Raw genomic sequence first — 13,351 nt, 5'->3', positions numbered from 1 at the left:
GCGATGGCTAACTTTGCCTACAAGGGACGTGACAGCCAGGGCAACGCCACCAGTGGCGTGGTAGAAGCGGCCAACGAGATGGCGGCCGCCGAACAGCTGATGCGCCGTGGGGTGATGCCCACCGAGCTTAAACCGGGCAAGGCCAAATCCGCTGCCATAGACTGGTCATTGTTGCTGGAAGGGGGCGTCAAGCTGGATGAGCTGGTGATCTTCAGCCGCCAGATGTATGCCCTGACCCGGGCCGGGATCCCGATCCTGCGCGCCATTGCCGGGCTGGAGGAGAGCACTCACAGCAAGCCGCTCAAGCGGGCGCTTCACTCGCTGGGGGAAGATCTCGGCAACGGTCGCCCGCTTTCGAGCTCGATGCAGGCGCACCCCAAGGTATTCAGCAGCCTGTTCGTGGCCATCATCCATGTGGGTGAGAACACAGGTCAGCTGGAAGAGTCCTTTTTGCAGCTCGCCAACTATTTCGAGCTGGAGCTGGAGACCCGCAAGCGGATCAAGACCGCCATGCGCTACCCCAGCTTCGTGATGATCGCCATCGGTATCGCCATGGTGATCCTCAATATCATGGTGATCCCGGTGTTTGCCGGCATGTTCGCCAAATTCGGGGTGGAGTTGCCGCTGGCGACCCGCATTCTGCTCGCAACCTCGCACTTTTTTGTCAACTATTGGTGGCTGCTGCTCGCCATTCTGGCTGGGATGGTGTTCGGTTGGCGCCGCTGGGTCGCCACCACCAAGGGTAAGCTGACCTGGCACCGCTGGCAGCTCAAGTTGCCGATCGTCGGCACTATCATAGAGCGCTCCCTGCTGGCCCGTTTTGCCCGCAGTTTTTCCATGATGCTCAAGGCAGGGGTGCCGCTGAACACCGCGCTGACCCTGGTGGCCGATGCGGTGGATAACGCCTATATGGCGGGGCGAGTGCGGGATATGCGCGCCGGTATCGAGCGGGGCGAGAGCCTGCTGCGCACCGCCAGCAGCAGCGGCCTGTTCACCCCGCTGGTGATGCAGATGATCGCCGTGGGGGAGGAGACAGGTCAGGTCGATGACCTGCTGCACGAAGCGGCCGAGTATTACGAACGGGAGGTGGATTATGACCTCAAGAGTCTCACCGCTCGGATCGAGCCGATCCTGATCGGGATCGTGGCAGTAATGGTATTGATCCTGGCACTGGGTATCTTCACCCCCATGTGGGACATGATGCGCGCAGTTCGCGGCAAGTAACTCGGCATCTTCACGCTTGAATGGTGGGACATGATGCGAGCCGTAAGAGGCAAGTGAGCTGTGGAGTCGAGGGCTGGATGAACAGACAGACGCAGCAAGATGATCGCTGGCTGACCGGATATCGGCGGATCGCCGTGATCATCCTGTTGATGGTGATTGTTGCTACGTTGGTGCGTAGCTATCAGGGCCACCGGGAAGAGGCGCAGCAGCTCACTCTCACCTTGCTGGGGGAGCAATTTGCCGAGCGGGCACAGCGTTTGCACGGCATTTGGCTCGATGAGCGGCGCCCGCAGACACTGCATGTCGCCGGCAAGGGGTGGCAGTTTGATGCCCGAGGGTGGCCCTTGGGGCTGGTGCCGCTGCAATCTCCTTCGGAAAATTGCCGTCAGTTGTGGTTGGCACTGATGGGTGAGACGAAGGGGGGCATGCCTCCCCTGCAGGTTCTGGCCCGCCCCGATGGCAGTGGTTGCGAGATGGGGTGGGATGGTTATTGGCTGGTTTATCAGTTTTCTGATGGGCGGGTGATGAAAAAGCCTTGAATGAAACTAATCATATGACCCAACTACATGATTTTTTTGGACCTGCATGAAATAATGTAGGGCATTACGGAGGGAGCATGACAATGAAACCAATGGCACCAACAATGCCGGAAAACGGGATGAGGAGACGGTCTGCCGGCTTCTCCCTCATTGAGCTGGTGATCGTTATCGTGATCCTGGGGATCCTGGCGGTGACTGCACTGCCGCGCTTTCTCGATGTGACTGATGAAGCGAAAAAGGCCAGCGTGGAAGGGGTCTCTGGCGGTTTTGCTACCGGCGTTTCACTGGTGCGGGCGCAATGGGAGGCGGAAGGTCGCGCCAAACAGGACGGCCTCAATACTGTGCTCTATGACGGTAGTCGCTTCTATCTGACCACTCCGACCGATACCCAGATCAGCAACGGCGAGCTGTCGCCCGGCTATCCCATGGATACCGTTGCAAGCGGTAATCCCGATGTGGATCCGGCCAATCTGACCGCCGAACGTTGTCTCAATATTTGGGAGGGGTTACTGCAAAACCCGCCCAAGGCTACGGCCAGCTTCAATGAAGTGCGCGGTAGCGGCAATGACCTGAAATACTATGCCACAGTGAGCAGTAATGGACTGGATTCGGTCTGCCGTTACTATTTGGTCAATAGTTTGAGTAAGGGCAGTGATGGCAAGTATCAGGATCCGCAAGGCAAGACTGATGCATTTATGAGTTTCAGTTACCGTCCGGCGTCCGGTCAGGTGACCACAAATATTAATTAACAGAGGAAAGTGAAATGAAAAAACAGGCGGGTTTTACCCTGATCGAACTGGTTATCGTGATCATCATTCTGGGTATTCTGGCGGTCACCGCTGCACCCAAGTTCCTGAATCTGCAGGATGATGCTCGTAAGTCTGCTGCGCAGGGTGTTCAATCTGCACTGCAGAGTGCAGCCAATTTGGTTTATAGCAAGGCTGCTTTGGAAGGCCTTGAGGCATCGTCTTCTGCCGTATCTGTTGCTGGAACTACAGTTCAGGCGATTTATGGTTATCCGACTGCTGCGACAGTTAAAAATGCACTTACATTGGATGGTTGGTCTGTCTCTCCTGCGACCCCTACAGGGAGCACTGCAGATTTTTATCCTGATAATACAAAGGGTAACTCTTGTTACGTGACCTATACACAAGCTGCTGATAAAGATACTCCTTTCAAGGTTGAATTGGCCGATACTTGTAAGTAAACGTGCAAGCGAGGCTTCGGCCTCGCTTTCTCTTTTCCCTGATGAGAAATCCCATGCCTGCAACCAAGGGCTTTACCCTGATTGAACTGGTACTGGTGATCCTGTTACTCGGGATTCTGGCCGCCTTTGCCGTGCCCAAATGGCTGGGCAAAGGCGGCTTTGAAACTCAAACCGTACGTGACGAGTTGCTGACTCGCCTGCGGCTGGTGCAGACCGTCAATATGCATGAGCCAGCCAACCGTTGTACCCAGCTGGTGGTTGCCTCTCCCCGTTTTGCCCACCGAACTTATGCTGCGTGTCCCGCCAGCGATGATCTGGATACCAATAGTGGCTGGACTCCCCAGTTGGAGACCCGTGGTCGACTGGTTACGCCCTCTGCCGGTATCTCCATCTCCCTAGATAACAACAACCGCTTCGTGCTGCGCTTCGATCAGATGGGCAGACCGCTAGGCAGCAGCTGTGCCACCGGTTGTACCTTGCTGGTGAGTGATGGTCGCGAGACCAGTCGTATCAAGATTGAATCCGAGGGGTTTATCCATGAGATCCCTTAAGCGTGGTTTCACCCTGATTGAGCTGATCGTTGGCATAGTGCTGCTGGCGGTGGCCTTGACCGGCATATTGGGGTTGCTTATCAATCAGTCGCCGCAGGCGGTGGATCCGGTGCAGCAGGTGCGGGCCGCCCAGCTGGCCCAGCGCCTCTCCGGCGAGATCTTGCAAAAGTCGTTTGATGAACATTCGGATCATAACGGTGGTCGTTATCGTTGTGGCGAGCAGGTGGCTGGGGTGACCATCTCTTCCTGCTCCACCAGTTATGGTCCGGATGGCGAGCCCGCATCCTATGCCTATAACGATGTGGATGATTTCGATACCGCAGGTAGCTGGGTGGATGCCAACACGCTGACCCAAACTGAGGTGGCAGTCAGTAGCGAGGAGTATCGCAACTATCAGGTGAAAATTGCGGTGAGTGGAGCCGATTTCAGCGACGGCACCTTCAAGAGTTGTGTCGCCCCCTGCTCTGTGGGCAAGCGTATTGATCTGCAGATCAAGCTACCGGATCAGAGCGTGCTCGACTTCTCCTTCTACCGGGGGAACTACTGATGGATCGCTCCGCTGTTGGGTGTTGCTTGCCTGTCCGAATGTCCGCGCCTGTAACCACTTCCGGCGTTCGATTACGCCTGGCGGCCAATCGAACCTACCGTAAACCTCGGGGTAATCGTGGCTTTACCCTGGTCGAGCTGGTGATGGTTATCCTGCTGCTCGGAATTATGGCGACCTTTACCAGCCAGTTTATCGGTATCGGTACCCAGATTTATGGCGATGCCAGTAGTCGTGAGCAACTGATGAGCGATGCCCGCTTCGCCATGGAGCGGCTTAACCGCGAATTGCGTGATGCGGTGCCGGGCTCGGAGCGGATCGAGACGACTGGCGGGACATGGGACGACACCGGTGCCTGTTTGCGGTTCTGGCCCATCAGCACCTCGAGCCGCTATCTGGCACTTAACCGCGCCATGTCGGGGAGCACGGCCACCCTTGAGCTGGTGATGGCGACCCCGGCTTCTGCTGCCAATCCGCTGGATGTTGATGCCACCGCCGTCAAAAAAGACGATCAGCTGATCGTATTCCCCGTGCCGGACAAAAATGTCGGATCGCTTACGGCAGGCTGCGATTATGGCCGTTGTGTAGCCAGGGTTACCGATGTGCTGACGCCCGTATCCGGAGCGCAAACCATCCGCTATACCAGTGCCGAGAGTCTGACGGGCCTCTCTCCAGGCAGCCGGGTCTACTTTGCCAATCAGCAGGTACGTTACTGTGTGGAAGGAAACACGCTGACCCGCGCTACCGCGCCCATTGGGGGACCCTTACCTGCACAGGGCGTGTTGATGGCGGATTCCCTTCGTATTGGCACCTTCTATCGGGAAACCTCGGCGTTTAACGCCGAAGGGGAGTTTGGCATGCGCTTTGTCTTCGAGCGCAAGGGGGAGTCGGTCACCTTCAACCACAAGATCGAGGTGTTCAATGTGCCCTGATCCACAGGCTTTCGGACGGATGAGAGGCAGTGCCTTGATGATCGCCCTGTTTGTGATTGTGGTGATGGCTCTGCTGGCGGCTGCAATGGGCCGTTTTCTGGTCGATAGCGGCGAGAAAAATACCGTGGAGGTGCGCAGCGTGCGGGCCCTGCTGGCCGCCCAGAGCGGGCTGGAAGTGGCGCTCTATCGGTTGTTCCCCAAACGCACGCTTGCCCAACCGAACCCACCTGCGGTCTGTCCGGCAAGCAGCCCACTGAGCTTTGCCAGCACGCCCGGATTGACCAACTGCCAGGCAGTGGTTCGTTGCGTCACGGTGCCAGTGACCTATAACGGAGCTGTGACCAATGGCTATCGTCTCGAGAGTGTCGGAACCTGTGGCAGCTCCGACCTTAACAGTGCCAACCCTGATTTTGCCGTGAGCCGAACCCTGATGGTTGAAGCTTATGATGGAGGAGCGCCATGAATCGTGATGGCGATGATGTCGGTTGTGTTAGTCACTTCTGGCTGGAGTGGTTATCGCTGTTTCAGTGCAAGTCATTCGCCTGCACTTTGTACTGACGATCGATATTGCGGCAGATGATACAAGCGGAGAGGAAAGTGATGGATTTTAAATGGCTGGTTGGTTTATTACTTTTCTGCGGTACAGCTGTGGCGCAACAATATAATTTATCCATCAATCAATACCCACCATGTAATACCACATGGCAAAAGTCAGGAAATGTTTACACCTGTACTGGTGGTAATGGTCAGGTAACATTAAACGACGGTGATGTGATTGTCGCTAGTCAAGATTCAACGCTGAGTGCAGATGCCGGGATTTCTCTCACGAATAACAAGATTGGCAGTGCCTCAAGTAGAATAAACCTTAAGGCTAGTTTTGGTGGCATTGTATCTCAAGGATATCAAAACACCATATATGGTGATATTTTAGCTGGCGGCTCAAATATTACACTGAACAATATCTACTTATACGGAAGTATTACTACCAGTGGGAACGTGTCGCTAAACTCGGGAGTTGTTCAGGGAAATATCACCAGCAGTAGTAACTCTGTCAGTGTGACTAATGTGCAGTTATCAGGAGATATCAGTGCAAATAGTTCGTTGACGATATCTGGCGGAACTTATAGTGGTAATATTACCATGCGCTCAAATAATCCAGTGACGTTCAACTCAGTTAATATGACTAGTGGAAGTGTCTCTGGGGCTAGCTCTTTTAATGCAACAGGTAGCCAACTGGGATCTCAGGGAAGTCCTGTCATTATCTCGACCACATCAAATAATATCACTGTTACCAATTCTACGGTTTATGGCAATCTGACCGCTGCAACAAATAATGCCGGTGGGGTGGTGAATGTCAACAATAGCTCTGTGACTGGTACTTGCCTACCAGTGTCAAATCCGGTAAATGCTTGTGTCCCGGCACCTGTTGCCTTGTATCAGCTTGAAGAGAGTAAGTGGACTGGTGTTGCAGGAGAAGTCAAAAACGCTGTTGCTGATGTGCTACATGGTCGCGCAATGAGGGGCGCGAAAACTAATACTGTGTCGCCTGCATTACCTGCAAACGCGAATAATCTTGGTACTTGTGGTTATGGTGAGTTTACTGGCAGCAGCAATCAATATATTGAAGTGCCACATGACGCTCGCCTGTCATTTTCCAATCAGTTAACTGTTTCTGCTTGGGTATATCCGGTAAGTCGGCCATCAGCTGGAAATTTGTATTCTATCGTGTCAAAAGATGGCAACTATGAGTTTCATCTGGATAGTCAAGGCAGAGTGTTCTGGTATTGGGAAAGAAGTTCTGGCGTGAACCAGACACTGACAACAAACACCAAAATACCGTTAAATACATGGTCCCATATAGTCATTCGCTATGATGCAATGGCTGCTGGCAATCAACGTCAAAAAATATATATCAATGGAGTCGCTGATACAGCTAGAGGTAATGATGCAAACTCGTTAAGAGCAAATACACAAAATTTGGAGATTGGCCGAGATTATATTGATAGTCGCAGCTTTAATGGCCGAATTGATGAGGTTGCTATTTATGGTTCGGCCCTGTCTGACACTCAGATAGCTGAGTTATATAGTCAACGTCATCCCTGTGGTGGCTCGACATTGATTTGTGAGACCGATGACTTCTCCCTGCCGCTCGGTGATAGGTGGGCCGTCAAGCAGAGTGCTGGAGGATTTATACCATCAATTACAGCAGACCGACGTTTACGGATGACACAAGCCAGCACGGGACAAGCAACCTCTGCGACTTATCAGCGGCTATTTCCTGCTGCTGGCAATCTGGTGACGCTGACATTTAATCACTACGCCTATGGTGGCACGAGCACTGGTGCAGATGGTATGACCGTTGTGCTTTCTGATGCGTCGGTGACGCCACAGCCAGGTGCTGCTGGGGGGCCCTTGGGTTATGGCCATTATCAACCGAGTAACTCACCTGGATTTGCTGGCGGTTGGCTCGGATTTGGCTTGGATGAATATGGCAACTTCTCATCCTTTGGGGGGGGGGGAAGTGTGGGCTATCGCCCGCAATCGGTTGTCGTGCGTGGCTCGGGATCCAATTTTTCCGGATATAACTATCTGCGAGGCACCTGTAATAACGGAACTACCAATGTTAATACCAGTTGCTTGAGTCCAAAGGTAGATGGTAACGGTAGCGCCAACCATCGTTACCGTCTGACGATTGATTCACGAACCAGTGGGCGAGCGATGGTCAAAGTAGAGCGTGATACGGGAAGCGGGTTTATTTCTCTTATCGATTCGTTTGATGCGCTGGATCCTGCATTGGGGCAAAGTCCGTTACCGCAAGACTTTTATGTGTCATTGACAGGTTCTACAGGTGCCCTGACCAATATTCACGAACTCGATAACGTAGAAATATGTGCGCTGAAATCAAGAGAGGTAGGCGTTCAGGTAGATCATTTCGAGTTGCAGTATTCGGGTCAACCTCTGACCTGCAATCCGGAAGAGATCACTATCAAGGCGTGTGCAAATCCAGATTGCAGTCTGCTGATTACCGAACAAGTTGCTGTTTCCTTGTTGCCACAGAGTCTCCAGGATGGTGGTTGGTACCCACTGTCTGGTGCCAACAATGTGAGTGGCAATACGGTGACCTTTACCGGTGGAACGGGCAAAGTTTTGTTGCGTAACAATACTCAGGCCCAAGTGACGCTTGGTGTGAACAATTCCGTTCCTGCTGTCAAACCACTCAGTGAAACCTTGTGCAAGGCCGGGGCCGGTACGCCCAGTGCGGCAGCCTGTACCCTGAACTTTGCCGATAGCGGCTTCTTCTTTGATGTGCCTGATACTTATTCCAACCAGCCTCAGGATGTGACTATCAGTGCGGTCAAAAAAGACGATATTACCAAGCAATGTGTGCCCGGATTTACCGGTGTGAGGTCTGTCGGCTTTTGGGGAACGTACAACAATCCAAATACCAATAGCTTTGGTAGCAAGATCTCCATCGATGGCAATGCCATCGCTACCTATGCCGCCAGTGTTCCTTCACCAACGCCAACCACCCTTAACCTGACTTTCGATAATCAGGGTAAGGCGACCTTGAAAAAAGTGACCTACCCGGATGCGGGTCAGATGCAGCTTTCAGCCAGTCATAATGGCAGTGGTGAGACGGCGGGTCTGGTGATGACGGGGTCCGACACGTTTGTGGCACGTCCTGTCGGCTTGTGTATAACCCCTCCGCAAGGGGTCTGCGCGGCAGGTGATAGCAGTTGTCCGGTATTCAAAAAAGCAGGGGAAACGTTCCAGGTAGATATCAAGGCGATGGCCTGGGAGTCGGCCAATGATGGGGATATCTGCGTAGGGAATCAGACTACGCCCAACTTTGCCCTGCCCAATATTGCTCTGGGCAGTACGCTGGTGGCACCCAATCCGGGCACCAATGCAACGCTGGGTACTACCGCCTATAGCCATGTGGCTGCGGCCAACAGTGCCAATAACGTTAGCCAGACCGTGAGCGAGGTGGGAGTGTTCCGGATGACGGCGACGCCACCGGCGGCAAAGCCGCCAGAAGGAAGCACTGTATCTACGGGCTATTTCGGCTATACCATCCCTCCCGCCAGCAGCATGCCGGTGGGCCGCTTCGTACCCTGGGATTACAGTTTGAGTAATGGTTTTATCACGCCTGCCTGCAATGCCTTTACATACATGAGCCAGCCCTTTGCCAGCGGTTTTGTCCTCACTGCACGCAATCTGCAGAAAGGGACGACAGAGAACTATAAGGGGGCGTTCGCTAAAGGGGTTGCTGAGATGGTGGCTGCCAATGCTCTGGATGGGGTTGCGCGTGACAAGCGTATTACACTATCTCCCTCGCTCAGCTGGGCAAGTGGTATTGCGAGCGTTAATCAGCAGTCACCTTTGGGGCTGAATACCCGCTTTGATCGTGTAGTGAGTCCAGAAGCACCTTTCGCCACGTTGAGCTTTGGTCTCAAAGTCGATGATAAGGATGGCGGGAATACACTGTTGGCTAATTCAAATATGAATACTGCTGTCGCTGGGACATGTTCCGGATCGGGGTGTAATGCGGTGCTGCTGGGTACTCAAAAGCTGTTGTACGGCCGCCTGCAGGCTGGTACGGCGGCGGGCCTGGCCTCGGCGCCGCTGGCCATTCCACTGCAGATGCAATATTACGAAGGGGGCAACTGGCTGCAAAACAAGGAAGATAAATGTACCCAGCTCTCTTTGGCCAATCAGGGGTTCACTTTCCTCAATTCGAGTCACACCTTTGATGCGGCGACTCGCGAGCTGAATCTGGGGGCGGGCCGCAAGATCAAGCTGGGGTTGGGTAGTTCTGCACCGGGTGGGGATGCTGCACTGGCGAAAGAAGGGGAGATCCTGTTCCACTTTGCCAAGCCGGACATCTCGGTGCGCATCCCCTACAAGGTCGAATTGGCAAAACAGCCATCATCGCCACTCTGGTTGTCTGACCCAACGAGTGCCAATGACGGCAACCTGCAAGGTGAGGCCATTTTCGGCTCCAGCCGGGGTAATGACAGAATTATTTATCGGCGCGAAGTATTGCATTGAATGATGTGAAAGGGGGGCTGGCTCAACAGCATCCCCCTAAATCCTTGTTTATTAGTGTTTGCAAGCGTGTGCGAGTGAGTGATGACTCGCATTTTTGTCGCGCCTGATTGATTGGCGACAGTTTGAGCGCTTGCCCATTGGGGTGGGCATTGGTAAAGTTAGCCGGTTTTCTGCACCTCCAAATTCTTAGGATTTCCCGTAGCCATGTTCAAAAAGCTCAGAGGCGTCTTTTCCAACGATCTGTCGATCGATTTGGGAACTGCCAACACCCTGATCTATGTAAAAGATCAAGGGATCGTCCTTAACGAACCCTCAGTTGTCGCCATTCGCCAAGAGCGCGGGAACGCCAAATCGGTCGCTGCTGTCGGTCATGCCGCCAAGCAGATGCTGGGCCGTACCCCGGGCAACATTTCCGCAATCCGCCCGATGAAAGACGGCGTGATCGCCGATTTCTACGTGACCGAGAAGATGCTGCAGCACTTCATCAAACAGGTTCACGACAACAACTATTTCCGCCCCAGCCCACGTGTGCTGGTGTGTGTACCGTGCGGTTCCACCCAGGTTGAGCGTCGCGCCATCAAGGAGTCCGCACTGGGCGCCGGTGCCCGCGAGGTCTACCTGATCGACGAGCCTATGGCTGCTGCCATCGGTGCCGGCCTGCCGGTGTCCGAAGCGACCGGTTCCATGGTGGTTGATATCGGTGGTGGTACCACTGAAGTGGCCATCATCTCTCTGAACGGTGTGGTTTACTCCCAGTCAGTCCGTATCGGTGGCGACAAGTTTGACGAAGCCATCATCAGCTACGTCCGTCGCAACTACGGCAGCCTGATCGGTGAAGCGACTGCCGAGCGCATCAAGCACGAGATCGGCTCCGCCTATCCGGGCGAAGAGGTGCGCGAGATTGAAGTCCGTGGCCGCAACCTGGCTGAAGGTGTACCGCGCAGCTTCACTCTCAACTCCAACGAAATCCTGGAAGCGCTGCAAGAGCCGCTGTCCGGTATCGTGGCTGCCGTCATGGTGGCGCTGGAGCAGTCTCCGCCGGAACTGGCTTCCGACATCTCCGAGCGCGGCATGGTGCTGACCGGTGGTGGTGCGTTGCTGAAAGATATCGACCGTCTGCTGATGGAAGAGACCGGCATTCCTGTCGTCGTGGCCGAAGATCCCCTCACCTGTGTGGCCCGTGGCGGCGGCAAGGCGCTGGAGCTGATCGATATGCACGGTGGCGATCTGTTCCACTACGAATAAGACCCAAAGCCGGCCAGCGTGCCGGCTCTTTTTTGACGACCCATGAAACCCATTTTTGGTAGAGGCCCTTCGCTTCAGTTACGGTTGTTTCTCGCCGTCATCATCTCCATCGCTGCCATCGTCGCGGATTCCCGCTTCGGTGTGTTTACCCATGTCCGCGTCTACCTCAGTTCGTTAGTCAGTCCCCTGCAATACATGGCCAATGCGCCGGGTACCCTGCTCGACACCATGTCGACCCAGGTGCAGACCCGCGCCGATCTCATCGAGCAAACCAAACAGCAGGAGCAACAGCTGTTTACCCTGCGTGCCCGTCTGCTCAAAATGGATCAGCTGGAGCACGAGAACCAGCGGCTGCGTGAGCTGCTGGGTTCGCCGGTGCACAAGGAGTCCCGCAAGATGGTGGCCGAGCTGCTGTCGGTGGATTCCGACCCCTTCAGCCATCAGGTGCTGATCAACAAGGGGGCGCTGGATGGCGTCTACAACGGTCAGGCGGTGATCAACGATCAGGGTGTGATTGGTCAGGTGCTCCACGTGGGCTCCACCACCAGTCGCGTGCTGCTGATCACCGACTCCAGCCACGGTATTCCGGTGCGGGTGCTGCGCAACGACTTGCGCGCCATTGCTTCCGGCAGTGGCGAGCTCGACAAGCTTGAGCTGCGCAACCTGCCGCGCAACACCGATATTCAGGTGGGTGATCTGCTGGTCACCTCGGGTCTGGGTGGCCGCTTCCCGGAAGGCTATCCGGTGGCGACTGTGACCCGCTCCGAGTATGTGGAAGGCAAGCCCTTCGCTCAGGTCGAGGCCAAGCCGCTGGTGGAGCTGGACAGACTGCGTTATCTGCTGCTGCTGTGGACCGACAAGAAGCCTGAAGTACACGATGAGGATGGCGAACGGGCGGCTCCCGCTGCGTCCGCCGCAGGAGCCACCCGCTAATGCTAGAACCCGCCAGCGGCAGGATCTGGATCTGGATCTCGATCCTGCTGGCCTTGAGCCTGTCGATCCTGCCGCTTCCTTTTGAATTTGACCCCTTCCGTCCGGACTGGCTGGCCATGGTGCTCATCTACTGGGCACTGGCCTTGCCGCACCGGACCAACGTCGGCACCGCCTGGGTGGCGGGCCTGCTGCTGGATGTGCTGCTTGGCAGCACCCTCGGTGTGCGGGCGATGGCGATGGCCATCACCACCTATCTGGCGGCCTTCCAGTTCCAGAAGATCCGCAACTTCTCCCTCTGGCAGCAGGCGCTGATCATCGGTGGCCTCTCGCTGGTGGGTAAAATGACGGTATTCTGGGCCGAGCATCTGTTCAGCCAGGCCAGCCTCAACTTCTCCTACTTTTGGTCGACGTTGACGACGATGCTAATATGGCCCTGGGTGTTTCTGGTGCTGCGCAAGGTGCGGCGCCGCTTCAATATCAGGTAAATATGAACAAAAACAACGAACCACAACTCTATCTCGCCTCGGCTTCTCCCCGTCGCCGTGAACTGCTGACCCAGATTGGCTACCGCTTCGAGGTGCTGAAACTGGATGTGCCCGAGCAGCGGGAAGAGGGTGAAAAGGCGCAGGATTATGTCTGCCGTCTCGCCCGTGACAAGGCGATGGCGGGCGTGGCGTGTGCGCCGACGGCGTTGCCGGTGCTGGGTGCCGACACCATAGTGGTGCTGGGCGACCGGGTACTGGAGAAACCGTCCGATCTGCTGGATGCCAAAGATATGCTGGAGTCCCTCTCCGGCAAGGTGCATCAAGTAATGACGGCGGTAGCGCTGGCCAGCAAGGATCGTTGTGACGTGCGTCTGGTCACCACCAACGTGGCGTTTCGCAAGCTGGACGAGGCCGAGATCGAGGCCTACTGGCAGACCGGTGAGCCCTGTGACAAGGCCGGGGCGTATGGCATTCAGGGTATTGCCGGCAAGTTTGTCAGCCGCATCGAAGGGAGCTATAGCGCCGTGGTCGGCCTGCCCCTGCTGGAGACAGACTTGCTGATCAAGCATCATCTGGAACAGCTCAAATAATTTCCCGTCAGCTGTGCTCTGCTGCGTTTCTCCCTTGCGCGCGTTGTAC

At 55.2% G+C, this 13,351-nt stretch carries 13 protein-coding genes; all 13 read left to right on the top strand.

The window, feature by feature from the left end:
- Positions 1-3 precede the first annotated feature (3 nt).
- The 13 genes from AB5Y67_RS12940 to AB5Y67_RS12880 all read left to right on the top strand — a co-directional run bounded on the left by AB5Y67_RS12940 (position 4) and on the right by AB5Y67_RS12880 (position 13,302).
- A complete protein-coding gene (locus AB5Y67_RS12940; protein WP_005340027.1) occupies positions 4-1,224 on the top strand; it encodes a type II secretion system F family protein in 1,221 nt (406 codons plus the stop codon).
- Positions 1,225-1,301: 77 nt separating this feature from the next.
- On the top strand, positions 1,302-1,763 hold the full coding sequence (locus tag AB5Y67_RS12935; RefSeq protein ID WP_047434675.1) for a hypothetical protein: 462 nt from the start codon (positions 1,302-1,304) through the stop codon (positions 1,761-1,763).
- Positions 1,764-1,840: 77 nt separating this feature from the next.
- Positions 1,841-2,512 carry a prepilin-type N-terminal cleavage/methylation domain-containing protein gene (locus tag AB5Y67_RS12930; RefSeq protein WP_064338901.1) on the top strand — a complete coding sequence of 224 codons (672 nt, stop codon included), beginning with the start codon at positions 1,841-1,843 and terminating at the stop codon, positions 2,510-2,512.
- 14 nt (positions 2,513-2,526) lie between these two features.
- Positions 2,527-2,970, top strand: coding sequence for a prepilin-type N-terminal cleavage/methylation domain-containing protein (locus tag AB5Y67_RS12925; RefSeq protein ID WP_064338900.1), 444 nt, complete (start codon positions 2,527-2,529; stop codon positions 2,968-2,970).
- 53 nt (positions 2,971-3,023) lie between these two features.
- On the top strand, positions 3,024-3,521 hold the full coding sequence (locus AB5Y67_RS12920; RefSeq protein WP_064338899.1) for a prepilin-type N-terminal cleavage/methylation domain-containing protein: 498 nt from the start codon (positions 3,024-3,026) through the stop codon (positions 3,519-3,521).
- The gene (locus AB5Y67_RS12915) at positions 3,508-4,068 is read left to right on the top strand and encodes a prepilin-type N-terminal cleavage/methylation domain-containing protein (RefSeq protein WP_064338898.1); all 561 of its coding nucleotides are present in this window, start codon (positions 3,508-3,510) and stop codon (positions 4,066-4,068) included. The genes AB5Y67_RS12920 and AB5Y67_RS12915 overlap by 14 nt, the downstream gene beginning before the upstream one ends.
- 38 nt (positions 4,069-4,106) lie before the next feature.
- Entirely contained in the window at positions 4,107-4,997 is an 891-nt protein-coding gene (locus AB5Y67_RS12910) for a PilW family protein (protein WP_081250404.1), read from the top strand.
- A 37-nt stretch (positions 4,998-5,034) separates the two neighbouring features.
- Positions 5,035-5,460 carry an MSHA biogenesis protein MshP gene (locus AB5Y67_RS12905; protein WP_148660634.1) on the top strand — a complete coding sequence of 142 codons (426 nt, stop codon included), beginning with the start codon at positions 5,035-5,037 and terminating at the stop codon, positions 5,458-5,460.
- A 137-nt stretch (positions 5,461-5,597) separates the two neighbouring features.
- Positions 5,598-10,049, top strand: coding sequence for a DUF6701 domain-containing protein (locus tag AB5Y67_RS12900; RefSeq protein WP_158512862.1), 4,452 nt, complete (start codon positions 5,598-5,600; stop codon positions 10,047-10,049).
- Positions 10,050-10,253: 204 nt separating this feature from the next.
- A complete protein-coding gene (locus AB5Y67_RS12895; protein WP_005340051.1) occupies positions 10,254-11,294 on the top strand; it encodes a rod shape-determining protein in 1,041 nt (346 codons plus the stop codon).
- Between the two features lie 42 nt (positions 11,295-11,336).
- Positions 11,337-12,227, top strand: coding sequence for a rod shape-determining protein MreC (gene mreC, locus AB5Y67_RS12890; RefSeq protein WP_005340053.1), 891 nt, complete (start codon positions 11,337-11,339; stop codon positions 12,225-12,227).
- A complete protein-coding gene (gene mreD / locus AB5Y67_RS12885) occupies positions 12,227-12,712 on the top strand; it encodes a rod shape-determining protein MreD (protein ID WP_005340054.1) in 486 nt (161 codons plus the stop codon). Before mreC ends, mreD begins: the two co-directional genes overlap by 1 nt.
- Positions 12,713-12,714: 2 nt before the next feature.
- Positions 12,715-13,302, top strand: a complete 588-nt coding sequence (locus AB5Y67_RS12880; RefSeq protein WP_005340055.1) for a nucleoside triphosphate pyrophosphatase — start codon at positions 12,715-12,717, stop codon at positions 13,300-13,302.
- Positions 13,303-13,351 lie beyond the last annotated feature (49 nt).

This window comes from Aeromonas sp. s12 (assembly GCF_040907925.1).
Lineage (GTDB): Bacteria > Pseudomonadota > Gammaproteobacteria > Enterobacterales > Aeromonadaceae > Aeromonas > Aeromonas veronii.
This window is presented reverse-complemented; position numbering and strand designations above follow the sequence as displayed.